The 22,862-nt window shown below is 70.4% G+C and carries 23 protein-coding genes and 3 tRNA genes; 5 read left to right on the forward strand and 21 right to left on the reverse strand.

What is annotated here, in order from left to right; all coding sequences use genetic code 11:
• Nucleotides 1–33 precede the first annotated feature (33 nt).
• The 10 genes from rpoB to Sru02f_RS34490 form a co-directional block, all read right to left on the reverse strand.
• A complete protein-coding gene (rpoB, locus tag Sru02f_RS34445; RefSeq protein WP_109034201.1) occupies nt 34–3,519 on the reverse strand; it encodes a DNA-directed RNA polymerase subunit beta in 3,486 nt (1,161 codons plus the stop codon).
• 588 nt (nt 3,520–4,107) lie between these two features.
• On the reverse strand, nt 4,108–4,491 hold the full coding sequence (gene rplL / locus Sru02f_RS34450; protein ID WP_003974310.1) for a 50S ribosomal protein L7/L12: 384 nt from the start codon (nt 4,489–4,491) through the stop codon (nt 4,108–4,110).
• A 117-nt stretch (nt 4,492–4,608) separates the two neighbouring features.
• Complete coding sequence (gene rplJ / locus Sru02f_RS34455) at nt 4,609–5,139, reverse strand: 50S ribosomal protein L10 (RefSeq protein WP_003974311.1); 531 nt, start codon at nt 5,137–5,139, stop codon at nt 4,609–4,611.
• 318 nt (nt 5,140–5,457) lie between these two features.
• Nucleotides 5,458–6,306, reverse strand: a complete 849-nt coding sequence (locus Sru02f_RS34460) for a LolA-like protein (RefSeq protein WP_109034199.1) — start codon at nt 6,304–6,306, stop codon at nt 5,458–5,460.
• Nucleotides 6,307–6,477: 171 nt separating this feature from the next.
• The gene (locus Sru02f_RS34465; protein ID WP_109034192.1) at nt 6,478–7,335 is read right to left on the reverse strand and encodes a hypothetical protein; all 858 of its coding nucleotides are present in this window, start codon (nt 7,333–7,335) and stop codon (nt 6,478–6,480) included.
• A gap of 159 nt (nt 7,336–7,494) precedes the next feature.
• Entirely contained in the window at nt 7,495–8,220 is a 726-nt protein-coding gene (gene rplA, locus Sru02f_RS34470) for a 50S ribosomal protein L1 (RefSeq protein WP_109034190.1), read from the reverse strand.
• Nucleotides 8,221–8,302: 82 nt separating this feature from the next.
• Nucleotides 8,303–8,737: a 50S ribosomal protein L11 gene (rplK, locus tag Sru02f_RS34475; RefSeq protein WP_073725164.1), complete on the reverse strand. Its 435-nt coding sequence runs from the start codon at nt 8,735–8,737 to the stop codon at nt 8,303–8,305.
• 187 nt (nt 8,738–8,924) lie between these two features.
• Entirely contained in the window at nt 8,925–9,821 is an 897-nt protein-coding gene (gene nusG, locus Sru02f_RS34480) for a transcription termination/antitermination protein NusG (protein ID WP_109034188.1), read from the reverse strand.
• Between the two features lie 80 nt (nt 9,822–9,901).
• Entirely contained in the window at nt 9,902–10,186 is a 285-nt protein-coding gene (gene secE / locus Sru02f_RS34485; RefSeq protein ID WP_003974317.1) for a preprotein translocase subunit SecE, read from the reverse strand.
• 108 nt (nt 10,187–10,294) lie between these two features.
• Nucleotides 10,295–10,367: transfer RNA gene (locus Sru02f_RS34490), tRNA-Trp, on the reverse strand.
• Between the two features lie 239 nt (nt 10,368–10,606).
• Here Sru02f_RS34490 and Sru02f_RS34495 point away from each other — a divergent pair.
• Together Sru02f_RS34495 and Sru02f_RS34500 are read left to right on the forward strand one after the other, a co-directional pair.
• The gene (locus Sru02f_RS34495) at nt 10,607–11,833 is read left to right on the forward strand and encodes a pyridoxal phosphate-dependent aminotransferase (protein ID WP_109034187.1); all 1,227 of its coding nucleotides are present in this window, start codon (nt 10,607–10,609) and stop codon (nt 11,831–11,833) included.
• A 146-nt stretch (nt 11,834–11,979) separates the two neighbouring features.
• Nucleotides 11,980–13,011 carry an adenosine deaminase gene (locus Sru02f_RS34500; protein ID WP_109034185.1) on the forward strand — a complete coding sequence of 344 codons (1,032 nt, stop codon included), beginning with the start codon at nt 11,980–11,982 and terminating at the stop codon, nt 13,009–13,011.
• A gap of 403 nt (nt 13,012–13,414) precedes the next feature.
• Here Sru02f_RS34500 and Sru02f_RS34505 read toward each other — a convergent pair whose 3' ends face one another.
• From Sru02f_RS34505 to Sru02f_RS34525, 5 genes are all read right to left on the reverse strand, one after another.
• Nucleotides 13,415–14,470, reverse strand: a complete 1,056-nt coding sequence (locus Sru02f_RS34505; protein WP_109034183.1) for a UDP-N-acetylmuramate dehydrogenase — start codon at nt 14,468–14,470, stop codon at nt 13,415–13,417.
• 100 nt (nt 14,471–14,570) lie between these two features.
• Nucleotides 14,571–14,951: a DUF3291 domain-containing protein gene (locus tag Sru02f_RS34510; RefSeq protein ID WP_109034181.1), complete on the reverse strand. Its 381-nt coding sequence runs from the start codon at nt 14,949–14,951 to the stop codon at nt 14,571–14,573.
• Between the two features lie 37 nt (nt 14,952–14,988).
• Nucleotides 14,989–16,461, reverse strand: a complete 1,473-nt coding sequence (locus tag Sru02f_RS34515; protein WP_109034180.1) for an MFS transporter — start codon at nt 16,459–16,461, stop codon at nt 14,989–14,991.
• Between the two features lie 179 nt (nt 16,462–16,640).
• Nucleotides 16,641–17,219 carry a TetR/AcrR family transcriptional regulator gene (locus tag Sru02f_RS34520; RefSeq protein WP_109034178.1) on the reverse strand — a complete coding sequence of 193 codons (579 nt, stop codon included), beginning with the start codon at nt 17,217–17,219 and terminating at the stop codon, nt 16,641–16,643.
• A gap of 64 nt (nt 17,220–17,283) precedes the next feature.
• A complete protein-coding gene (locus Sru02f_RS34525) occupies nt 17,284–17,889 on the reverse strand; it encodes a TetR/AcrR family transcriptional regulator (RefSeq protein ID WP_109034176.1) in 606 nt (201 codons plus the stop codon).
• 65 nt (nt 17,890–17,954) lie between these two features.
• Between Sru02f_RS34525 and Sru02f_RS34530 the strand changes: the two genes are divergently transcribed.
• Complete coding sequence (locus Sru02f_RS34530; RefSeq protein ID WP_109034174.1) at nt 17,955–18,779, forward strand: class I SAM-dependent methyltransferase; 825 nt, start codon at nt 17,955–17,957, stop codon at nt 18,777–18,779.
• A gap of 64 nt (nt 18,780–18,843) precedes the next feature.
• Here the strand turns inward: Sru02f_RS34530 and Sru02f_RS34535 are convergent, their stop codons facing one another.
• The 5 genes from Sru02f_RS34535 to Sru02f_RS34555 all read right to left on the reverse strand — a co-directional run bounded on the left by Sru02f_RS34535 (nt 18,844) and on the right by Sru02f_RS34555 (nt 20,273).
• Nucleotides 18,844–19,272 carry a MaoC family dehydratase gene (locus tag Sru02f_RS34535; RefSeq protein ID WP_109034172.1) on the reverse strand — a complete coding sequence of 143 codons (429 nt, stop codon included), beginning with the start codon at nt 19,270–19,272 and terminating at the stop codon, nt 18,844–18,846.
• A gap of 5 nt (nt 19,273–19,277) precedes the next feature.
• Complete coding sequence (locus Sru02f_RS34540) at nt 19,278–19,730, reverse strand: MaoC family dehydratase N-terminal domain-containing protein (RefSeq protein ID WP_109034170.1); 453 nt, start codon at nt 19,728–19,730, stop codon at nt 19,278–19,280.
• Between the two features lie 95 nt (nt 19,731–19,825).
• On the reverse strand, nt 19,826–19,990 hold the full coding sequence (rpmG, locus tag Sru02f_RS34545; protein ID WP_003948671.1) for a 50S ribosomal protein L33: 165 nt from the start codon (nt 19,988–19,990) through the stop codon (nt 19,826–19,828).
• A gap of 91 nt (nt 19,991–20,081) precedes the next feature.
• Nucleotides 20,082–20,154 (reverse strand) — tRNA-Met (locus Sru02f_RS34550).
• A gap of 46 nt (nt 20,155–20,200) precedes the next feature.
• Nucleotides 20,201–20,273: transfer RNA gene (locus Sru02f_RS34555), tRNA-Thr, on the reverse strand.
• A 224-nt stretch (nt 20,274–20,497) separates the two neighbouring features.
• Here Sru02f_RS34555 and Sru02f_RS34560 point away from each other — a divergent pair.
• The gene (locus Sru02f_RS34560; RefSeq protein WP_373103654.1) at nt 20,498–21,802 is read left to right on the forward strand and encodes an amidohydrolase family protein; all 1,305 of its coding nucleotides are present in this window, start codon (nt 20,498–20,500) and stop codon (nt 21,800–21,802) included.
• Between the two features lie 123 nt (nt 21,803–21,925).
• Nucleotides 21,926–22,582, forward strand: a complete 657-nt coding sequence (locus tag Sru02f_RS34565; protein ID WP_109034494.1) for an NAD(P)H-binding protein — start codon at nt 21,926–21,928, stop codon at nt 22,580–22,582.
• A 6-nt stretch (nt 22,583–22,588) separates the two neighbouring features.
• Here the strand turns inward: Sru02f_RS34565 and Sru02f_RS34570 are convergent, their stop codons facing one another.
• A complete protein-coding gene (locus Sru02f_RS34570; protein WP_087807771.1) occupies nt 22,589–22,807 on the reverse strand; it encodes a hypothetical protein in 219 nt (72 codons plus the stop codon).
• Between the last annotated feature and the right edge of the window lie 55 nt (nt 22,808–22,862).

Consider the following 22,862-nt stretch of genomic DNA (forward strand, 5'->3'; position numbering starts at 1 on the left):
GGCCTGTGGATGACAGGCCCCGCCTGACTCCCGTCAGACCTCTTCGACGCTGCTCGGCTCGCGCCGGGACAGGTCGATGCCGAGCTCCTCCGCTGCGCGGAAGACGTCCTCGTCGGTGTCACGCATCTCGATGGACATGCCGTCCGAGGACAGCACCTCCACGTTGAGGCACAGGGACTGCATCTCCTTGATGAGCACCTTGAAGGACTCGGGGATGCCGGGCTCAGGGATGTTCTCGCCCTTGACGATGGCCTCGTAGACCTTCACGCGGCCGGTCACGTCGTCGGACTTGATGGTCAGCAGCTCCTGGAGGGCGTACGCGGCGCCGTAAGCCTCCAGCGCCCACACCTCCATCTCACCGAAGCGCTGGCCACCGAACTGGGCCTTACCACCCAGCGGCTGCTGGGTGATCATCGAGTACGGGCCGGTCGACCGGGCGTGCAGCTTGTCGTCGACCAGGTGGTGGAGCTTGAGGATGTACATGTAGCCGACCGAGATCGGCTCCGGGAACGGCTCACCGCTGCGGCCGTCGAACAGCCGCGCCTTGCCGGACGGGAGCACCATGCGCTCGCCGTCGCGGTTCGGGATGGTGTGCTGGAGCAGGCCGGCCAGCTCGTCCTCGCGCGCACCGTCGAAGACCGGGGTGGCGACGTTGGTGCCGGGCTCGACCTTGTCGGCGCCGATCACCTGGAGGCGCTGCGCCCACTCCTCCGCGAGGCCGGAGACGTCCCAGCCGCGGCTGGCGAGCCAGCCGAGGTGGATCTCCAGGACCTGCCCCGGGTTCATTCGGGACGGGACACCCAGCGGGTTCAGGATGATGTCGACGGGCGTGCCGTCCTCCAGGAACGGCATGTCCTCGATCGGGTTGATCTTGGAGATGACGCCCTTGTTGCCGTGGCGGCCGGCGAGCTTGTCACCGTCGGTGATCTTGCGCTTCTGCGCGACGTACACGCGCACCAGCTGGTTCACACCGGGGGGAAGCTCGTCGCCCTCCTCGCGGTCGAAGACGCGGACGCCGATGACCTTGCCGATCTCGCCGTGCGGGACCTTCAGCGAGGTGTCGCGGACCTCACGGGCCTTCTCACCGAAGATCGCGCGGAGCAGGCGCTCCTCCGGGGTCAGCTCCGTCTCGCCCTTGGGCGTGACCTTGCCGACCAGGATGTCGCCGGCGACGACCTCGGCACCGATGCGGATGATGCCGCGCTCGTCGAGGTCGGCGAGGACCTCCTCGGAGACGTTCGGGATGTCCCGGGTGATCTCCTCGGGGCCGAGCTTGGTGTCACGGGCGTCGACCTCGTGCTCCTCGATGTGGATCGAGGAGAGGACGTCGTCCTGCACGAGGCGCTGCGACAGGATGATCGCGTCCTCGTAGTTGTGACCCTCCCACGGCATGAACGCGACCAGCAGGTTCTTGCCGAGCGCCATCTCGCCGTTCTCGGTGGCCGGACCGTCGGCCAGGACCTGGCCCTCGATGACCCGGTCGCCCTCGGCGACGATGACCTTCTGGTTGACCGAGGTGCCCTGGTTGGACCGGGAGAACTTGGCCAGGCGGTACGTGATGTACGTGCCGTCGTCGTTGGTCGTGGTGATGTAGTCCGCGGAGACCTCCTGGACCACACCCGCCTTCTCGGCCTTGACCACGTCACCGGCGTCGGCGGCGGAGCGGTACTCCATGCCGGTGCCGACCAGCGGGGACTCGCTCTTGATGAGCGGCACCGCCTGACGCATCATGTTCGCGCCCATGAGGGCACGGTTGGCGTCGTCGTGCTCGAGGAACGGGATCATCGCGGTCGCGACCGACACCATCTGGCGCGGCGAGACGTCCATGTAGTCGACGTCGTCACCGGGGACGTAGTCGACCTCGCCGCCACGACGGCGGACCAGGACGCGGGCCTCGGCGAACCGCATGTCGTCGTTGAGCGTGGCGTTGGCCTGCGCGATGACGAAGCGGTCCTCCTCGTCGGCGGTCAGGTAGTCGACGTCGTCGGTGACCTGGCCCTCGACGACCTTGCGGTAGGGCGTCTCGATGAAACCGAAGGGGTTGATGCGGCCGTACGAGGCGAGCGAGCCGATCAGACCGATGTTCGGGCCTTCGGGCGTCTCGATCGGGCACATGCGGCCGTAGTGCGACGGGTGCACGTCGCGGACCTCGAAGCCGGCCCGCTCACGGGAGAGACCACCCGGGCCGAGGGCGTTCAGACGACGCTTGTGCGTCAGCCCCGACAGCGGGTTGTTCTGGTCCATGAACTGGGACAGCTGGCTGGTGCCGAAGAACTCCTTGATGGAGGCGACGACCGGCCGGATGTTGATCAGGGTCTGCGGCGTGATCGCCTCGACGTCCTGGGTGGTCATGCGCTCGCGCACGACGCGCTCCATACGGGCGAGACCCGTACGGACCTGGTTCTGGATCAGCTCGCCGACGTTGCGGATGCGGCGGTTGCCGAAGTGGTCGATGTCGTCGGTCTCGACGACGATCTCCCGGCCCGACTCGCCGACCGTCTCGGTCTCACCGGCGTGCAGCTTCACCAGGTACTTGATGGTGGCGATGACGTCGTCGGTGGTGAGCACGCCGGCGTCCAGCGGCTCGTCCGCGCCGAGCTTCTTGTTCACCTTGTAGCGGCCGACCTTGGCGAGGTCGTAGCGCTTCGGGTTGAAGTAGAGGTTCTCGAGCAGCGTCTGCGCGGCCTCACGCGTGGGGGGCTCGCCCGGACGCAGCTTGCGGTAGATGTCGAGCAGCGCGTCGTCCTGGCCCTGGGTGTGGTCCTTCTCCAGGGTGGCGCGCATGGACTCGTACTCGCCGAACTCCTCGAGGATCTGCTCGGTGGTCCAACCGAGGGCCTTGAGGAGGACGGTCACGGACTGCTTGCGCTTGCGGTCGATGCGCACACCGACCATGTCGCGCTTGTCGATCTCCATCTCCAGCCAGGCACCCCGGGACGGGATGATCTTGGCGGAGAAGATGTCCTTGTCGGACGTCTTGTCGATGGAGGAGTCGAAGTAGACACCCGGCGAACGGACCAGCTGCGACACGACGACACGCTCGGTGCCGTTGATGACGAAGGTGCCCTTGTTGGTCATGAGCGGGAAGTCGCCCATGAAGACCGTCTGGGACTTGATCTCGCCGGTCTCGTTGTTGGTGAACTCGGCGGTGACGAAGAGCGGGGCCGCGTACGTGAAGTCACGGTCCTTGCACTCGTCGATGCTGTTCTTGGGGGGCTCGAAGCGGTGGTCGCGGAACGTCAGCGACATCGACCCGGAGAAGTCCTCGATCGGGGAGATCTCCTCGAAGATCTCCTCCAGACCGGACTTGGTGGGGACGTCCTGACCGGACTCCAGAGCCGACTCGACGCGAGCCTTCCAGGCGTCGTTGCCGAGGAGCCAGTCGAAGCTCTCGGTTTGCAGCGCCAGGAGGTTCGGAACCTCGAGGGGCTCCTTGATCTTTGCAAAGGAGATGCGCAGCGGGGCGGTGCTGGCAGCGTTGTTCGTATTCGCGGTCGAGGCATTGCGCGAGGCGGCCAAGAGGGGGTCCTTCCGAGGGCTCGGACTCACTACGCGCGTACCGGCCCCTCTTCCGTGCACGGAGACAGGGGGTGCCTGATGTGGCTAAAGAGCCAGGTCAGGCATGCTCTGGTCGTCAGTGCTCGGGCGAGGGCAGACCCCTGGTGACGGGCAGGGGGCAGCTAACAGGCAGCGCAAAGGGTCAGTGTAGCCACTTGGCACACTGATGTCCAGTGCGGTTCTCGGGGACCGTGTTCGCTCCTCGTTGTTCTCACCACCTGTGCGCAAGGCCTCGCCCTCAACGCACCCAGATACTGCCCTCTTCGCCGTCGATCCATGCCTCGGATTCGGATCCTTGTGACGACGCCCTGAGAATTGCGCGCTGCGTGCGGTTCGTCAAGGCCCCCCTTGCCCAAACCGGTTGCCGCCAGGGGGCTCTCAGGGCCCCGGCGACGGCACGACGAAGATCACCCTACTCTTCACCGTCACACGTGCAAGGCGACCGCCGCCGGACCCCGGATACGCCGAAGAGCGACCACCCGGATGGATGATCGCTCTTCGGTGCTACGGCGTTACAGACCCTGACGGATCCGTGGTGCCGGTGCGGTCTTACTTGACCTCGACGGAGGCGCCGGCGCCCTTGAGGGACTCGGCGGCCTTCTCGGCGGCGTCCTTGGCGACCTTCTCGAGGACGGGCTTCGGGGCGCCGTCCACGAGGTCCTTGGCCTCCTTCAGACCCAGGGAGGTCAGCTCACGCACGACCTTGATGACCTGGATCTTCTTGTCGCCGGCACCCGTGAGGATGACGTCGAACTCGTCCTGCTCGGCGGCGGCCTCGACCGGGGCGCCCGGGGCGGCGGGGCCGGCCACGGCGACCGCGGCGGCGGCGGTGACGTCGAACTTCTCCTCGAAGGCCTTCACGAACTCGGAGAGCTCGATGAGGGTCATCTCCTCGAACTGGGCGAGCAGGTCGTCCTGGCTGAGCTTCGCCATGATGGCGGTCCTTCCACTAATTCGGCAGGTGCCGGATGTACGGGGTGTGGCGGGCGTACGTCGGCCCGCTGCGATCCGCGCCGCGCTCAGGCGGCCCGGACCAGAAAGCGAGCCGAGTTACTCGGCACCGCCCTGCTCGTCCTGCTTGGCACGGAGCGCGTCCACGGTGCGGACGAGCTTCGAGGGAAGCGCCTGGAAGAGCTGAGCAGTCTGGGACTGCTTGCCCTTGAAGGCACCCGCCAGCTTGGAGAGCAGAACCTCGCGGGACTCGAGGTCCGCAAGCTTCTTGATCTCGTCGGCGGACATCGCCTTGCCGTCAAGGACACCGCCCTTGATGACGAGATTCGGGTTGTCCTTGGCGAAGTCGCGCAGACCCTTCGCCGACTCCACCGGGTCACCGGTGACGAAGGCGACGGCCGTCGGACCAGCGAAGAGCTGGTCGTCGAGCGTGATCCCGGCCTCGTTGGCCGCAATCTTGGTCAGCGTGTTCTTCACCACGGCGTACTGGGCGTTCTCACCGAGCGACCGGCGCAGCGTCTTGAGCTGCGCCACGGTGAGACCGCGGTACTCGGTCAGCACGGCGGCGTTGGAGCTGCGGAACTTGTCCGTCAGCTCGGCAACCGCGGCAGCCTTTTCGGGCGTCGCCATAGAGCCTCGGCCTCCTTCCGGGTGATTCGGACCGCGCGGACCCGAAGGAGGACTGGGGAAAACGAAACGCCCCGGCGCAGGCGCACGGGGCGTGGCTCGACCGATCGTCATCCGCACGGGGCGGGGACTTCCGGGAGCTCATCCACAGTCACCTGCGCGGGTCGTCCGCAGTTCAGCGGATCCTTCGGCCACCGTGTCCTCTTTCGAACACACGGCAACGACCAGCGGTCTTTGGCTTCTGTGGAAGCGTACGTGAACGGGGCAGTGTCAAGCAAATCCGCCCCCGCGGCGACCGGAGCGGGCCGGGCGCGCGGCGCCTCAGCCCTGCTGGGCCCCCTTCATCATCTCGGCCAGGTCGGCGACCTCCCCGGCCGGAGGGGCGGTGACCTTCACGGGCTCGTTGACGCCGAGGAAGGTGATGGTCATGTCCAGCGGGCCCTTCTCGGCGTCGCCGCGCATGCGGAACTGCTTGGTCTGGTCGTCGCCGTCGACCCACATGTCCATCGTGAGCTTGTCGACGCCCATCTTCTCGTACTGCTCGAGGCTCTTCTGGCGCTTGTCCCGGGTGGCCTTGTCCTCGTCCCCGAGGGACTTCTCCAGGTCGGCGAGGGTGACCGTGCCCTTGTAGTGGGTGGTCTTCACGCCCTCGACGGTCTCGGTGCCGACCTTCTCGACGTCCTTGGCCCCGGTGAGGAAGGTGGACTCGGTCGCCGGGTTCTTGTCCGCCTGGGAGGCGCCGCCCAGCTGGTTCAGCTCGTCGCCGGCGCCCATCGCGGCCAGGTCGAACTTGATCCAGCTCTTGCCGTCCATCTCCTTGGCCGCCTCGGGGCCGCCCCCGATGTACATGGCCTTGTCGACGAGCCGGATCTCCGCGGTCCCCTCGGCGCCCTGGTCGAGCGCCGTCATCTTCATGCTCATCGCGAGCGTCGGCTTGATCTGCATCTCGGCCTCGGCCTTGACCCGGCCCTCCTCGGGGACCTTGCCGGTCATGCGGTAGTGGAGGGAGTTGATCGCCTCCGTGTTCTTCGCCGCCTTGGCGACGGCGGCCGCGGGCGTCATCTCCGGGGACTCGGAGGCCTTGTCCTCCTTGGCGCAGCCCACCGCCCCGGCGGCGAGCAGCAGCGCGGCGAGTCCGGCGCCCACGGGCACACGTACGGAAGTCTTCATCGATATCCCCCCACGGGATTCAAGGTGCGCACAGGAGCATGAGGGACACAGGAGTCGCACCGCCGCTCCACAGCATTCGTTTGTGACAAGGACGCGAGCGTAGCCGAATCGGTTCGAACGATCTTGTGATTTCTCCGTCGGCGGGCTGCGGCTCCCCTGTCCGGACGGGCTTCAGCTCCCCTGTGACGCCAGCAGTTCCTTGAAGTCCGCCGTGTCCGCGGCCGGCGGACGCTCGGCCAGGACCCTGACGCCGTAGTCGCTGTAGTACGCGGTCTGGGTCAGCTCCCCGGTCTCCGTGCGGCCCCGCTCGACCTTCTTGACCAGCAGGTCCCGGTCGTCGACCCAGATGTCGACGGTCTGGGCGGTGGCCCCGCCCACCGTGCCGGACCAGTGCGTGGTGCGCCGGCCGCGCGTCGTCTCCTCGCCCACCCTGCGCACGTCGTGCGCCGACAGCAGGAGCTTCACGGCCTGGTTGGGCGTGGTGTTGCGCATCTGGTCGGCGAATCCGGCGCCCGTGCCGCCGCCGAGGTCCTCCAGGTCCTCGTACACGTACTTGATCCAGTGCCGGCCGTCGAGCCGCTCGGCGAACTCGTCGCCCATCCTGGCGTAGTAGGCGTCGGGCAGGTACCGGGCCTCCATCGCGGAGGTGCCGAGGCGGCGCATGGTCTCGGCGGTCGTGCCGCCCGTGTAGGTGATCGTCAGGGTGCCGGTGAGGCCGTCGTCCCAGCCGAGGGCGCCCGCGGCATCCAGGGACAGCTCGCGGCCCATCACGGTCGTGGACTCCACCCGCGCCGAACCCGCCCGCCCGGTGGCCCGCTCGACCTTCCGCAGGGCGTCCGCCGAGGGCCCGGTGAGGGCCGGGGCGCGGGAGGACGCCGGAGCGGAGGCGGACGGCCGGGCCGAGCCGGTGGGGCCGGTGGCACCGCCGGAGTCGTCGGATCCCCCGGGGCCGGTGCACGCGGTGACGCACGCCAGCGCGGCCGACACCGCGACCGAGACGACCGTACGGCGTGCCGTCGTGCCCGTCATCCGCCCACCCCTTGCGCCCCGTACGGCCCCTGCGCCCCATGCGCGGGTCCGTTGCCCGCACGCTAACCCAGGGCGCCGGAAAAGGGGACGGGCCAAAAGGGACGGGCCCCGCACCTCGGAAGGTGCGGGGCCCGTGAACCGGTGGGGCGAGCTGCTCGCTCAGACCGCGGCCGGGTCCTCCTCGACGAGGAGGTTGCGGGTGCGGTTGGAGTCGAGCGGGATGCCCGGGCCCATCGTGGTGCTGAGGGCGGCCTTCCTGATGTAGCGGCCCTTGGCGGCGGACGGCTTCAGACGGAGGATCTCCTCCAGCGCCGCGCCGTAGTTCTCCACCAGCTTGGTGTCGTCGAACGACGTCTTGCCGATGATGAAGTGCAGGTTCGAGTGCTTGTCGACGCGGAACTCGATCTTGCCGCCCTTGATGTCGTTGACAGCCTTGGCGACGTCCGGGGTCACGGTGCCGGTCTTGGGGTTCGGCATGAGACCACGGGGACCGAGCACGCGGCCGAGGCGGCCGACCTTGCCCATGAGGTCCGGGGTGGCGACGACGGCGTCGAAGTCCAGACGGCCCTTCGACACCTCGTCGATCAGTTCGTCGGAGCCGACGATGTCGGCGCCCGCGGCGGTCGCGGCCTCGGCACGGTCACCGGTCGCGAAGACCAGGACCCGGGCGGTCTTACCGGTGCCGTGCGGGAGGTTCACGGTGCCACGGACCATCTGGTCGGCCTTGCGCGGGTCGACACCCAGGCGGAAGGCGACCTCGACGGTGCCGTCGAACTTGCTCGTGGAGGTCTCCTTGGCGAGACGGACGGCCTCGAGCGGGGCGTAGAGCTTGTCCCGGTCGATCTTGGCGTCCGCAGCGCGGAGAGACTTGCTGCGCTTGCTCACTACTGCTCCTGGTGGCTTCTGAGGAGTCGTGGTGCGGGCCGAGCAGGCCCTGCCACTACTGCTGTGGTTACGGGGGTGGAGGTCAGCCCTCGACCGTGACGCCCATGGAACGGGCGGTACCGGCGATGATCTTCTCCGCCTGGTCCAGGTCGTTGGCGTTGAGGTCGGGCATCTTGGTGGTGGCGATCTCACGGACCTGCTCGCGCGTGATCTTCGCGACCTTGGTCTTGTGCGGCTCGCCGGAGCCCTTCTCCACGCCCGCGGCCTTGAGGATCATCTTGGCGGCCGGCGGCGTCTTGGTGATGAAGGTGAAGGAGCGGTCCTCGTAGACCGTGATCTCCACCGGGATGACCCAGCCGCGCTGCGACTCGGTCGCGGCGTTGTAGGCCTTGCAGAACTCCATGATGTTGACGCCGTGCTGACCCAGCGCGGGGCCGACCGGCGGAGCCGGGTTCGCGGCACCGGCCTGGATCTGGAGCTTGATGAGCCCCGTGACCTTCTTCTTCTTGGGAGGCATAGCTCTCCGGGTCCTTTCGATTCGGGTCCTGCCCGCGTTCGGGAGCTACCCGGACACAGGCATACCGCACAACGATAACGGGTATAGATGCGCGGCCAAAAACCGAGCAGGTCAGACGCCGCGCGAGCGGGCGCCTGACCTGGTCGGAAGCAGTACGTCCAGAGGAGTGCGGAGTACCGGTGGGGTACTAGTTCTTCTGGATCTGGTCGAAGCTCAGCTCGACCGGGGTCTCGCGGCCGAAGATCTCGACGAGGCCCTTGACCTTCTTCGAGTCGGCGTTGATCTCGTTGATCGTGGCCTGGAGGGTGGCGAAGGGGCCGTCGGTGACGGTGACCGAGTCGCCGACCTCGAAGTCCAGGACCTGGACCTCGACCTTGCGCTGCGGCGCCGGCTTGCCCTCGGCCTCGGCGGCCTCGCGGGCGGCCTTCTCCTCGGCCTCCGGGGCGAGCATCTTGACGATCTCGTCCAGCGTCAGCGGGTACGGGTCGTAGGCGTTGCCGACGAAGCCGGTGACGCCGGGGGTGTTGCGGACGACGCCCCAGGACTCGTTGGTGAGGTCCATGCGGACCAGCACGTAGCCGGGGAGCTTGTTCTGGCGGATCGTCTTGCGGTCGCCGTTCTTGATCTGGACGACCTCTTCCTGCGGCACCTCGGCCTGGAAGATGTAGTCCTCGACGTTGAGCGAGACGGCGCGCTGCTCGAGGTTGGTCTTCACGCGGTTCTCGTAACCGGCGTAGGTGTGGATGACGTACCACTCGCCGGGGAGGACGCGCAGCTCCTGGCGGAGCTTCTCGATCGGGTCGAGCTCGGGCTCCTCGGCCTCGGGCTCCTCCTCGGACTCCTCGGCTTCCGCCGCGTCGGCGTCGGCGTCGGCCTCGGTGGCCTCCGCGTCGGCCGCCTCGGCGGTCTCGTCCGCCTCCGCGTCCGTCGCGTCCTCGTCCGTCTCCGCGACGACCGTGTCGTCGGCAGCCTCGGCCTCGGCGGAGGCCTCGGTGTCCTCGTTGTCGGCGCCCTCGACGGTGCCGAGCTCGTCCTCGACGGACTCGACCGGCTCGATGGCGTCGTTCACGTTCGGGTCAGACACTGTGGCTGCTTCTTCCTGGATACATAGGGGTGGAACACGCGAAAGGGGCGCCGGGTACCTCGGCGCCCTTCGCTCTCGACTCAGCCGAAGACGTACTTGGCGGCGTGAGAGAAGCCATAGTCAATCAGAGTCACCAGGCCGATCATGATGACCACGAAGATGATCACCACGGTGGTGTACGTCGTCAGCTGGTTGCGGCTGGGCCAGACGACCTTGCGCAGCTCCGCGACGATCTGGCGGTAGAAGAGCGCGAGCCGCTTCAGCGGGCCCTTCTTGCCTCGCTTGCCGCCCTTGCGGGACTTCTTGGAGTCCGGCGCCTCGTCCTGGGCATCAGGCATGTCGATGGAGCCCACGGCGTCCGTCACTCGTCCTCACCTGATTCCGGGTCGTGGCCGTGCCGCGCCCGGTTGGAGCCGCACGGCGGTGCATTGCTGTACGTACATGCGCACACATCCTGGCGATGGTGTGTGTAGCAGGGCCGGAGGGACTTGAACCCCCAACCGCTGGTTTTGGAGACCAGTGCTCTACCAATTGAGCTACGACCCTTTGTTCGTCCCCCAACGTACCGCATCCGCCCGAATGCTCGGTGTGCACCGGGTGATCGCGGGCCGCTGAAGGCCAACGAGGTGAGAGTGTACGTGCTCACGGGCCGGGCGTCGAACAGAAAGCATGTCCGGACTGATGTTCAGGCCGGGGACCGGACTGGCGTTCAGGTCCTGGACCGGTCCGGTTCAGTCCGTGAAACCCCTGTGCCCGTGAGGTTTCCGGTCTGGAACGATGGGGTCATGAGCGCTGCAACCCCTCCCACCGAGCGCCGGGTCTCCGCCCGAGTCGGCGCGATCTCCGAGTCCGCGACCCTCGCCGTGGACGCCAAGGCCAAGGCCCTCAAGGCCGCCGGACGTCCCGTGATCGGCTTCGGCGCGGGTGAGCCCGACTTCCCGACGCCGGACTACATCGTCGAGGCCGCCGTCGAGGCGTGCAAGAACCCGAAGTTCCACCGATACACGCCGGCCGGCGGGCTGCCCGAGCTGAAGGCCGCCATCGCCGCGAAGACGCTGCGCGACTCCGGCTACGAGGTCGACCCGTCGCAGATCCTCATCACCAACGGCGGCAAGCAGGCCATCTACGAGGCGTTCGCCGCGATCCTCGACCCGGGCGACGAGGTCATCGTCCCGGCGCCGTACTGGACGACGTACCCGGAGTCGATCCGGCTGGCCGGCGGTGTGCCCGTCGAGGTCGTCGCCGACGAGACGACCGGCTACCGGGTGACGGTGGAGCAGCTGGAGGCGGCGCGCACCGAGAAGACCAAGGTCGTCCTGTTCGTGTCGCCGTCGAACCCGACGGGGGCGGTGTACAGCGAGGCCGAGACCGAGGCGATCGGACGCTGGGCCGCCGAGCACGGGCTGTGGGTGCTGACCGACGAGATCTACGAGCACCTGGTGTACGGCGACGCCGTCTCCGTGTCCCTGCCCGCGCTGCTGCCCGAGCTGCGCGACAAGTGCATCGTGGTCAACGGCGTGGCGAAGACGTACGCGATGACCGGCTGGCGGGTCGGGTGGGTCATCGGCCCGAAGGACGTCGTCAAGGCCGCGACCAACCTCCAGTCGCACGCCACTTCCAACGTGGCCAACGTGTCGCAGGCGGCGGCGCTGGCCGCGGTCTCCGGCGACCTGGACGCCGTGGCGAAGATGCGGGAGGCCTTCGACCGGCGCCGCCAGACGATCGTGCGGATGCTGAACGAGATCGACGGCGTGCTCTGCCCGGAGCCCGAGGGCGCGTTCTACGCCTACCCGTCGGTGAAGGCGCTGCTCGGCAAGGAGATCCGCGGCAAGCGTCCGCAGGACTCGGTCGAGCTGGCCGCGCTCATCCTGGAGGAGGCCGAGGTCGCGGTGGTGCCGGGTGAGGCGTTCGGCACGCCGGGGTACCTGCGGCTGTCGTACGCGCTCGGGGACGAGGACCTCGTCGAGGGCGTGAGCCGGATCCAGAAGCTGCTGGCGGAGGCGCGGGACTGACCCGTCCCGTTGTCCCGCGGGGCCACCCCTCAACGTTGAGGGGTGGCCCTGTTTGGTTGAGGGGTGGCCCTGTTTGTTTGTGCGAGCAAGACCACGTACGGGGAAAGTGCTGTCCGGCCGGGCGTGTCGTGCGGCAGGATCACGGAATGGAGCGTGTACGTGATGTCTCTGAACTGCCCAAGGCCCATCTCCACCTGCACTTCACCGGGTCGATGCGGCCCACCACCCTGCTGGAGCTGGCAGACAAGCACGGGGTGCGGCTGCCCGAGACGCTGACCGAGGCCCTGGGCCGCGGGGAGTCGCCGAAGCTGCGGGCGACGGACGAGCGGGGCTGGTTCCGCTTCCAGCGGCTGTACGACGCGGCGCGGTCGTGCCTGCAGACACCGGAGGACATCCAGCGGCTGGTGCGGGAGGCCGCGGAGGAGGACCTGCGGGACGGGTCGGGGTGGCTGGAGATCCAGGTCGATCCGACGTCGTACGCGCCTCGGCTGGGCGGGCTGATTCCGGCGCTGGAGATCATCCTGGACGCGGTGGAGACGACCGTGCGGGACACCGGGATCGGGATGCGGGTGCTGGTCGCCGCGAACCGGATGAAGCATCCGCTGGACGCGCGGACGCTGGCGCGGCTGGCGGTGCGGTACGCGGAGCGGGGGGTGGTCGGGTTCGGGCTGTCGAACGACGAACGGCGCGGGATGGCGCGGGACTTCGACCGGGCGTTCGCGATCGCGCGGGACGGGGGGCTGCTGAGCGCGCCGCACGGGGGTGAGCTGACCGGTCCGGCGTCGGTGCGGGACTGCCTGGACGACCTGGAGGCGGACCGGATCGGGCACGGCGTGCGGGCTGCGGAGGATCCCCGGCTGCTGAAGCGGCTGGCGGACCGGCAGGTGACGTGCGAGGTGTGCCCGGCGTCGAACGTCGCGCTGGGCGTGTACGAGAAGCCGGAGGACGTGCCGCTGCGGAGGCTGTTCGACGCGGGGGTGCCGATGGCGCTGGGCGCGGACGATCCGCTGCTGTTCGGGTCGCGGCTGGCCGCCCAGTACGAGATCGCGCGCGAGCACCACGGGTTCACGGACGCGGAGCTGGCGGAGCTGGCGCGTCAGTCGGTGCGGGGGTCGGCGGCGCCTGAGGACGTGAAGGGGAGGCTGCTGGCGGGAGTGGACGACTGGCTTGCGGCGTAGGTGGTGGGCTGCGGGGGGCGCGCGGGGTGCCTGCGGCGGCCTGTGCGGGTTCGGTGGGAGTGCGCGTAGCGCGGTACGTCCGGTGGGTGGGTCGGGGTCGCGCCGGGGGGTGTCCGTCCTCGGAACGGCGCGGAATCGGTCGGCCACGGGGGTGCGGGGCGTTGACGCGCCAACCGCTGCGGGCGGACACCCCCCGACACGCCCCCTTCTCGCCGTACCTACCTAGCTGCGGGCAGTCGTGCCGCTGGGGCGGCACGGGTGGGCGGTGGGGGTACCTCCCAGGCCGTTCAGGCACTGGGGGAGGCACCCCGCAACGCCGGGCCGCGCTCCCCTCGCGCCCGCACCCGCGCCGGGGCCCCGTAACGCCGGGCCACGGGATCCACCGGCGGCGCGTGGCCGCGGGCTACAGGGCGACGCCCACCGTCACCGGTTCGTTGACCAGCGTGACGCCGAAGGCCTCGTGGACCCCGGCGACGACCTCGCGGGCCAGCGCGAGCAGGTCCTCGGTCGTCGCCTCGCCGCGGTTGGTGAGCGCGAGGGTGTGCTTGGTGGAGATGCGCGCGGGGCCCGTGCCGTACCCCTTGGTGAAGCCCGCCTTGTCGATCAGCCAGGCCGCTGAGGTCTTGACCCTGCCCTCCCCGGCCGGGAAGGCGGGCGGCTCCACGGCGGCACCGAGGCGCCCGGCGACGCGGGAGCGGAACGCGGCGAACTCCTCGTCCGTGAGGATCGGGTTGGTGAAGAACGACCCGGCCGACCACGTGTCGTGGTCCTCCGGGTCCAGCACCATGCCCTTCCCGGCACGCAGCCTCAGCACCGTCTCCCGGGCGGCCGTCAGCGGCACCCGGTCGCCCGCCTCGACACCGAGGGCGCGGGCCGTCTCGGCGTACCGGAGGGGCGCGGAGAGCCCGTCGGCGTTCTCCAGCTCGAAGCGGACGCGCAGGACCACGTACCGCTCGGGCTCGGCCTTGAAGCGGCTGTGGCGGTAGGAGAAGGCGCAGTCCGCGTTGGAGAGGGCGACCGTCTCGCGGCTCCGGCGGTCGTACGCCGTGACCTCGGTGATCGTGGCGGACACCTCCTGGCCGTACGCGCCGACGTTCTGGATCGGGGTCGCGCCCGCCGAGCCGGGGATGCCGGCCAGGCACTCGACGCCCGCCAGGCCCGCCTCGACGGTGCGGGCGACCGCGTCGGTCCAGATCTCGCCCGCCGCCAGCTCCAGCGTCGTGCCGTCGAGGCGGAAGCCGCGCGTGGCGATGTGCAGGGCGGTGCCGTCGAAGCCCTTGTCGCCGATGACCAGGTTGGATCCGCCGCCGACGAGCAGCAGCGGGGTCCCGGTGTCGTCGGCCTCGCGGACGGCGGCGATCACCTCGGCGTCGGTGGTGGCCGTGAGCAGCCGGGTCGCGGGCCCGCCCAGGCGGAAGGTGGTCAGCGGGGCGAGGGGGGCGTCGTGGAGTTCCTGCACGGGCTCAAGAGTACGAGACGGCACCGACGGCGCCGGGCCGCAGGCAGGGGAAACACGGCGACGCCCCCGCAGGCCGGCGGGGGCGTCGCGGGGCGTGTCCTCACGTCAGGCGCCTGCGCACCTCCGCCCAGCTGATGGGGAGCTCGTCGCTCGACGCCGGCCAGGAGGCGAACTTCGAGTCCCGCATCTGCGCCGACAGTCCGCGGGAGGTCGGTGCGTGGGTGCCGGAGCGGGCGAAGGTCTTGAGGGTCTCGGGCGACTCCCAGGCGGAGAGCGTCCAGAAGGTCCGTTTGAAGGGTTCCGCCTTCAGTGAGGCCCCGTACGCTCCGGGCGCGCTGCGGACCTGCCGCCACACGCCCGGCGTGCGCGCGAGGAACTTCAGCGCTCCCCACAGGGTGCGGGTCTCGAAGCGGGAGGCGAAGACGTGGACCTCGGTGGCGCGGGGAGGCTCGTTCGGCACGGTCCAGGGAAGGGTGGGCATGTCGTACTCCTCTCGTGATGCTTGCTGTGCCGTGCGGTCAGTGGTGGGGCGTCGGTGCCGTCGTGGCGAGGGCCGGTTCGGTCGCCGGTTCGGTCTTCGGTGTGGCTGTGGGGTCGTCGGTACGGCGGCGGGCCGGGATCGCCAGGGCCGCTGTTCCGCCCAGGGCCACCACTGCGGCACCCACGGCGATCGCCGGGCGCAGTCCGTCCACGAAGGTCTGCGCGGACTCGTAGCCGCCCTGCGCCGCGAAGATGGAGGACATGACGGCGATGCCGAGCGCGCCGCCCACCTCGCGCAGCGCGTTGTTGGCACCGGAGGCGATGCCCTGCTCCTTCGCGGCGACGCTGGACATCACCAGGGCGGAGGCGGGGGCGAAGTAGAGGGCCATGCCGATTCCGCTGAGGATCAGACCGGGCAGCTGGACCGCGTAGGAGGCGTCGGCCGTGATCACGGAGGCCAGGTAGCCGAGGCCGGCCGCCTGGAGGAAGAGTCCGGTCGCGACGACCGGGCGGCCTCCGATCCGGTCCGAGAGGAGACCGGCGATCGGCGCGACCAGCATCGGCATGCCGGTCCAGGGCAGCATGCGCAGGCCCGCCTCCGTGGGCGAGTAGCCGAGCACGCCCTGCATGTACTGGCTCAGGAGGAAGATCGAGCCGAACATCCCCAGGAACATCAGCAGGCTCGCCGCGTTGACCCCGGCGAAGGCACGGGAGCGGAAGAGCCGCATGGGGAGCATGGGGTTCCCGGCACGGGTGCTGTAGAGGACGAAGCCGACGAGCAGCGCGGCCCCGGCGAACAGGGCGGTCAGCACCACGGAGCCGGTCCAGCCGTCGACGGGGCCGCGGACCAGGCCGTAGACGATGCCGAAGAGGCCGCCGCTGGCGAGCAGCGTGCCGGGTATGTCGAGCGGGGCGCCGGTGCCGTGCGACTCGGCGAGGCGGAGGCGGGCGAGGGGCAGCAGGGCCAGGCCCAGCGGTACGTTCAGCCAGAAGATCCACTGCCAGGAGATGTGCTCGGTGAGGCTGCCGCCGACCAGCGGGCCGGACGCCACGGCGAGCCCGTTGACAGCCCCCCAGATGCCGTACGCCATCCCGCGGCGTTCGGCGGGTACCGCGGCCGTCAGCAGGGTCAGCGTGAGCGGCATCATGATCGCCGCGCCGACGCCCTGCACCGCGCGGGCGGCGATGAGCGAGTCGATGCCGGGTGCCAGGGCCGCGGCGGCGGACGCCCCGGTGAAGACGGTGAGGCCGACCAGGAAGAGCCTGCGGCGGCCGAAGCGGTCGCCGAGGGCCGCGCCGAACATCAGGAGGACGGCGAAGGTGAGCGTGTAGGCGCTCACGGTCCATTCCAGGTCGTGCAGCGCGCCGCCCAGGTCCTCGCGGATGGAGGGCAGGGCGGTGGTGACGACGAGGTTGTCCAGGGCCGCCATGAAGCCGGCGACGCTGGTGATGACGAGGGCCCAGGCGGCTCCCCCACCGCGGGTGCTCCGACGTGCTCCTTGCTGTGACATCTCTCCCCCAGAGGGTGTGCGTGCACTTGCCGTGGATTTGATTAGTGATTGATGACTAACTTCCGCTGGCGTGCGGAAGGGGCCGGCTGTCGTCTTTCCGGATGCGGATGCGGATGTGGATGCCGCGGCCGCGTGCTACGAGTCCGTTCCTACGCGTCCTCGTCCTGCGCGCCCTCGTCCTACGCGTCCGCGTCGTTCCGGCTCGGCTTGGCCTGGCCCGACTCGTAGATGCCGCCGTAGACGCGGTGGCCCGGCGGGAAACCCATGCCTACCAGGGTGTTGATCAGCATGCCGTAGGCCAGGAAGGTCGTCGTCTGTGCGATGTCCGCCCCCAGCGGCAGGTGCACGGTGTCCCAGATCTCGAGCCAGCCCTTGCGGACCATCTCGCCGAACTCGTGGTCCCCGGCCGCCTCGGCGGCGGCGACGGTGACGTACACCTGCAACTGCATCTGGAGCTTCTCGGGCTGGTCCGCGATCAGCTGCGAGTAGGCCTCGGCCATGGCATGCAGGGCCTCTTCGCCGTGCAGACCCTCGGACGCCTTCTCGAAGACCTCGCGGGTGTCCCGCATGCAGCGCTCCGCCACCGCGAGGAAGATCGCCTTCTTCCCCGGGAAGAGACGGAACAGGTACGGCTGGGAGACCCCCACGCGCTTGGCGATGGTCTCCGTGGACGTGCCGTGATAGCCACCCCGGGCGAACTCGCTCGTCGCCGCGCGGATGACGCTCTCGCGCCGCTCCTCTGCGCTCATCCTGACCATGGAAGTAAGTTAGTACTCAATTACTAACTCCGTCAAGGGCGGGGTGCGCGGTGGGCGGTGCGCGTCAGCGCGGGGGTCGACGCACGACGCCGGCGAGCACCGTGTCGACCAGCTTGCCGACGGCCGCCGCGGCCGGCGGATGGCCCGGGTCGCGGTCCGTGAACAGGAGATGGCCACCGCCGACTAGGGAGAGCGTGAGCGAGTCGATGTCGGCGTCGGCCGAGATGCGGCCCCTCGCGCGCTCCTCCGACAGATAGGCGGAGACCGCGGCCGCGACCTGGGCGAGGATCGCGATGCCGCCACCGGGCACGGCCTGCCGCAGCCGTGCGCGCAGCTCGTCCCGGAAGGTGATGAGCGGAATGATCGCCACGGGGACCGGTCCGAACAGGGCGGTCAGCGCGCCGGTGAGGTTGTCCGCCACGGTGCCGGAGCCCACGGCCTCCCGCAGCGCCAGCGCCTGCGTGTCGAGCTGCGCGGCCCGGTCGAGCACGAGTTCGACGAGGAAGGCGTCGAAGTCCGCGAAGTGCCGGTGCAGGACGCCTTTGGCGCAGCCCGCCTCGTCCGTGACGGCCCGGCTGGTCAGCCCGTTCGGGCCGTCCCGCAGAAGCACGCGCTCGGCGGCGTCGAACAGCTGCCGCCGCGCGTCGCGAAGGTGCACTCCGGTCGGCACTCGCGGATCCCCTCTCGCACTGCTCACTCATTGGCTTGTGGGCGTGCGCCCACTAAAGTGAACGCATGCCCACTCTATCCTCTCCGGAGCAGCCGGAGCAGCCGCCCTCGCATCAGGCCCGGGAGACGGCCGAGTCCTTCGGTACCGACGCGCAGCGCTACGACCGGGCCCGACCGCCCTACCCCGACGCCCTCGTGACGCGTGTCGTCGCGGGGAGCCCGGGGCCCGACGTCCTCGACGTCGGCTGCGGCACGGGCATCGCGGCCCGTCAGTTCCAGGCCGCCGGCTGCGCCGTACTCGGGGTCGAGCCGGACGCGCGGATGGCCGCCTTCGCCCGGGACCGCGGGCTGCCGGTCGAGGTGGCGGCCTTCGAGGCCTGGGAGCCCGCCGGCCGGGCCTTCGACGCGGTGATCGCCGCCCAGTCGTGGCACTGGGTGGACCCGGCCGCCGGCGCCGTGAAGGCGGCCCAGGTGCTGCGCCCGGACGGGCGCCTGGCGATCTTCGGGCACGTGTACGAGCCGCCGGCCGAAGTGGCCGAGCCGTTCGCGGCCGCCTACCGTCGGGCGGCACCCGAATCGCCGTTCAGCGCTCAGCCGGCGCGACGACCGCTGGAGATGTACCAGGCGGGGTACGCACAGATCGCCGACCGGATCCGCGAGTCCGGGCGGTTCCACGAGCCGGAGCAGTGGCGGTTCGACTGGGAGCGGTCGTACACCCGCGACGAGTGGCTGGAGCTGCTCCCCACCACCGGCGGCCTCACCCGGCTCCGCCCCGGCCAACTGGCCGGAATACTGGACGCGGTCGGCCGCGCCGTCGACGCGCTGGGCGGCCGCTTCACGATGCGGTACACGACGCTGGCGACCACGGCGGTACGCGCCGGCGCCCGCTGACCGGCTCCCCCTGGCGTGGCCTGACCTGGCCAGGGGGGCGGCTGTTGGGCCGGGCGTCTGCCCGTCAGCCCAGTCGTACGACCGCGCGGGACATGCCGAGCACCTTTTGGCCGGCGCTGGTGGCCGTGAGGTCGACGCGGACGGTGTTGTCGTCGAGCTTGGCCGCCACCTTGCCGCTGACCTCGATCACGGCACCCACGTCGTCGTTCGGGACGACGACGGGCCTGGTGAAGCGGACGCCGTACTCCACGACCGCGCCCGGGTCGCCGGTCCAGTCGGTGACCACGCGGATCGCCTCGGCCATGGTGAACATGCCGTGCGCGATGACGTCCGGCAGGCCCACCTCCTTGGCGAACCTCTCGTTCCAGTGGATCGGGTTGAAGTCGCCGGAGGCCCCCGCGTACCGCACGAGCGTGGCGCGGTCCACGGGGAAGCTCTGCGCGGGCAGTTCGGTGCCGACCTCGACGTCGCTGTATGCGATCTTCGACTGCATCGCGCTCACGCCCCTTCGGCCGCGCGGGCCACGAGCTTGGTCCAGGCGGTCACGACGTGCTCCCCGGCCTCGTCGTGGACCTCGCCACGGATGTCCAGGATGTCGTTGCCGGCCATCGACTTGATCGCCTCGATGGTCGAGGTGACCGTGAGCCGGTCACCGGCCCGGACCGGGCGGGCGTAGGCGAACTTCTGGTCGCCGTGCACCACACGGCTGTAGTCCAGCCCGAGCTGCGGGTCCTCGATGACCTGACCGGCCGCCTTGAACGTGATCGAGAACACGAAGGTCGGCGGGGCGATCACATCCGGATGCCCGAGCGCCTTCGCGGCCTCCGCGTCGGTGTACGCCGGGTTGGCGTCCCCCACCGCCTCCGCGAACTCGCGGATCTTCTCCCGGCCCACCTCATAGGGCGCGGTGGGCGGATAGCTCCGCCCCACGAACGACTGGTCGAGCGCCATGGGCTCGCAACCTCCTGCTGCTGCTCGTCATGCCTGGGACAACGACACGAGGCCGCCCCCAAACCTCGGGGACGGCCTCGTGTACGAGCCTGTTTCTATCGCGTTTCGCGGTGCGCGGTGTGCGCGTTGCAACGCGGGCAGTGCTTCTTCATCTCCAGTCGGTCCGGGTTGTTACGCCGGTTCTTCTTGGTGATGTAGTTCCGCTCCTTGCACTCCACGCAGGCCAGCGTGATCTTCGGGCGGACGTCGGTGGCAGCCACGTGAGTGCACTCCTTGACGAACGGATTGATGGTATTAACGCAAGAAAGAGTAGCCGATTGAAGGACCGACCCCGCAATCGGCTACTGAGAGTAGCGGTGACCGGACTTGAACCGGTGACACAGCGATTATGAGCCGCTTGCTCTACCGACTGAGCTACACCGCTGTGATGCGATCGGGCCCCGCCTTGCGACGGGAACCTCTCACACCAGAGCCCCAAAACGGAATCGAACCGTTGACCTTCTCCTTACCATGGAGACGCTCTGCCGACTGAGCTATTGGGGCGAGCGATGAAGACATTACACGGTCGCCCGCCGATCGCCCAAATCCGTTTCGCCGACCCTGCCCCGTCCCGTCCCGACCGCACAGCGGGCGGCCCGACCGCGCCGGACGGCACCGGTACGACTATTGCGCTCCTCCGCGCCACGGGCTGATCACCGTCCTAGGCTCGACTCACTCTGCGTGATCTTGCGTCCCCCACTGCGCAGTCCCGAGCCCAGAGGAGCGCGATGCCCGACAGCCAGCCGCAGCCGCCCCACTCGCCCTCCCCCTCGGACCCCGCCGACCGCGGCTCGCTCCTGCTCTCCGGGGCGCGGCTCACCGACGGCCGGAGCGTGGACGTACGGCTCCACGGCGGACGCATCGAGGCGGTCGGCACGGCCGGCAGCCTGTCCCCGGGCCGGGCCTCCGGCCCCGGCGGCCACCTGGACCTGGGCGGCTACCTGCTCCTGCCCGCCCCGGCCGATCCCCACGTCCACCCCGACACGGCGCTCACGGCCGACGTCCACGGCCCCGTCTCCTACGACCCCGAGGACGTCCAGCGCCGGGCCACCGAGGCCGCCCTGCTCCAGTTGGCCCACGGCGCCACCGCGCTGCGGGCGCACGTGCGGGTGGGCGACGTCGCGGGCCTGGGGGCGCTGACCGCCGTCCTGCGGACCCGGCGCTCCCTGCGCGGCCTCGTCGAACTGAGCGCGGTGGCGATGCCGAGGGTGCTGACCGGGGTGGCCGGTGCCGACGGGCTGGCGATGCTGCGGGACGCGGTCAAGATGGGCGCGGACGTGGTGGGCGGGTGTCCGGACCTGGACCCCGATCCGGCGGGGTACGTGGAGACGGTCCTGGAGGTCGCCGCCGAGCACGGCTGCCCGGTCGACCTGCACACCGACGCCGCCGACCCGGCACGGCTGGCCCGGCTGGCGGCCACGGCGGGCGGGTTGCGCCCGGGGTCGCCATCGGCCCCTGCGACGGCCTGGGCTCAGCTGCCCGCCGAGGCGGCCTCCCGGGCCGCGGACCAGCTGGCGGCGGCCGGTGTGACCGTGGTCTGCCTGCCGCAGGGCGCCTGCGGGACGGTGGACCACCCCGACGGCACGGCACCGGTACGGCTGCTGCGGGCGGCCGGGGTGCGGCTCGCCGCCGGGAGCGGCGCGCTGCGGGACGTGTCCAACCCGGTCGGGCGCGGCGACCCCCTGGAGGCGGCCTACCTGCTGGCCTCGCGGCACGGGCTGCGCCCCGCGGAGGCCTACGACGCGGTGAGCGCGGCGGCACGGTCGGCCCTCGGCCTGCCGGAGGTGCGGGTGGAGGCGGGCTTCCCGGCCGAACTGGTCGCCGTACGGGGGGATGGGCTGGCGGGCGCGCTGTCGCTGGGCTACAGCCGGATCGTCGTGCACCGGGGGCGCGTGGTGGCACGGACCAGCGCGGTACGGGAGTACGGCGACTCGACCACCGCGTCCGACCTGGGGCTGCCTCGGCAAGGGGGTGCGGGGCGGGGACGGCGCGAGGGGCGTGGCGGACCTGGCCGGGGAGGGGGCACGGGCTGAGGGTGGCCGGGGCACGGCGGGTGGCCGCGGAGGGGGGTGGTCGGTTCGGAGGGCCGGCGGACCGGTGCCGGGGTGGCCGAAGCCGTGCGGCGCGGGCGGTCGTCGGGGCGTACGGTCGGAGGCATGCGCATTGTCATCGCTGGTGGTCATGGTCAGATCGCGCTGCGGCTGGAGCGGTTGCTCGCCGCGCGCGGTGACGAGGTGGCGGGCATCGTCCGCAAGGCCGAGCAGGCCGACGATCTGCGTGCGGCGGGCGCCGAACCGGTCGTGCTGGACCTGGAGTCGGCCTCGGTCGAGGAAGTGGCGGAGCGGCTGCGGGGCGCGGACGCGGCGGTCTTCGCGGCGGGGGCGGGGCCCGGCAGCGGGGCGGCCCGCAAGGACACGGTGGACAAGGCGGCGGCGGTCCGCTTCGCCGACGCGGCGGTCCGGGCGGGCGTACGGCGCTTCCTGATCGTGTCGTCCATGGGCGCCGATCCGGGGCACCGGGGGGACGAGATCTTCGACGTCTACCTGCGCGCCAAGGGCGAGGCCGACGCCTACGTCAGCTCGCTGGACGCCTTGGACTGGACGATCCTGCGCCCCGGCGCCCTGACGGACGACGCGGGCACGGGCCTGGTGCGTCTGGAGGCGCACACCGGCCGCGGCCCCGTTCCGCGCGACGACGTCGCCGCGGTCCTGGCCGAACTGGTCGACACCCCGGCCACGAACGGCCTGACCCTGGAGCTGATCAGCGGCTCGGCGCCCGTGTCGGTGGCGGTGAAGTCGGTGGCGGGGAACTGACGGCGGCTAGAAGAGGGGCAGCTGCCCGGGGAAGTCGGGGACGACGTACCCGTCCAAGGACGGCTGCGCCGCGCCCAGTTGCGCCGACCGGCGCGAGCCCGGACAGGACACCAGCTCACCGCTCCCCCGCGCGCCGGGGGGATCATGGCGCGCGTACCGCCCCGCGACGACGGCGATCTCGCGACGGCACTCTGGGCAGGTTCTGCGACGGGAGGACGAGGCCATACCACCAGTCTGCCCCGCCCCACCGACACCGTGAGCCGTCCCCGCGGGTCTCGGT

This window comes from Streptomyces rubrogriseus, assembly GCF_027947575.1.
Taxonomy (GTDB): Bacteria; Actinomycetota; Actinomycetes; order Streptomycetales; family Streptomycetaceae; genus Streptomyces; species Streptomyces rubrogriseus.

Coding starts and splice junctions, on each gene's coding strand:
- rplL (WP_003974310.1), bottom strand. CDS start 4,491: ATGGCGAAGCTCAGCCAGGACGACCTGCTCGCCCAGTTCGAGGAGATG.
- rplJ (WP_003974311.1), bottom strand. CDS start 5,139: ATGGCGACGCCCGAAAAGGCTGCCGCGGTTGCCGAGCTGACGGACAAG.
- Sru02f_RS34460 (WP_109034199.1), bottom strand. CDS start 6,306: ATGAAGACTTCCGTACGTGTGCCCGTGGGCGCCGGACTCGCCGCGCTG.
- Sru02f_RS34465 (WP_109034192.1), bottom strand. CDS start 7,335: ATGACGGGCACGACGGCACGCCGTACGGTCGTCTCGGTCGCGGTGTCG.
- rplK (WP_073725164.1), bottom strand. CDS start 8,737: ATGCCTCCCAAGAAGAAGAAGGTCACGGGGCTCATCAAGCTCCAGATC.
- Sru02f_RS34495 (WP_109034187.1), top strand. CDS start 10,607: ATGAGCGCTGCAACCCCTCCCACCGAGCGCCGGGTCTCCGCCCGAGTC.
- Sru02f_RS34500 (WP_109034185.1), top strand. CDS start 11,980: ATGGAGCGTGTACGTGATGTCTCTGAACTGCCCAAGGCCCATCTCCAC.
- Sru02f_RS34510 (WP_109034181.1), bottom strand. CDS start 14,951: ATGCCCACCCTTCCCTGGACCGTGCCGAACGAGCCTCCCCGCGCCACC.
- Sru02f_RS34515 (WP_109034180.1), bottom strand. CDS start 16,461: ATGTCACAGCAAGGAGCACGTCGGAGCACCCGCGGTGGGGGAGCCGCC.
- Sru02f_RS34520 (WP_109034178.1), bottom strand. CDS start 17,219: ATGGTCAGGATGAGCGCAGAGGAGCGGCGCGAGAGCGTCATCCGCGCG.
- Sru02f_RS34530 (WP_109034174.1), top strand. CDS start 17,955: ATGCCCACTCTATCCTCTCCGGAGCAGCCGGAGCAGCCGCCCTCGCAT.
- Sru02f_RS34535 (WP_109034172.1), bottom strand. CDS start 19,272: ATGCAGTCGAAGATCGCATACAGCGACGTCGAGGTCGGCACCGAACTG.
- Sru02f_RS34540 (WP_109034170.1), bottom strand. CDS start 19,730: ATGGCGCTCGACCAGTCGTTCGTGGGGCGGAGCTATCCGCCCACCGCG.
- Sru02f_RS34560 (WP_373103654.1), top strand. CDS start 20,498: ATGCCCGACAGCCAGCCGCAGCCGCCCCACTCGCCCTCCCCCTCGGAC.
- Sru02f_RS34565 (WP_109034494.1), top strand. CDS start 21,926: ATGCGCATTGTCATCGCTGGTGGTCATGGTCAGATCGCGCTGCGGCTG.
- Sru02f_RS34570 (WP_087807771.1), bottom strand. CDS start 22,807: ATGGCCTCGTCCTCCCGTCGCAGAACCTGCCCAGAGTGCCGTCGCGAG.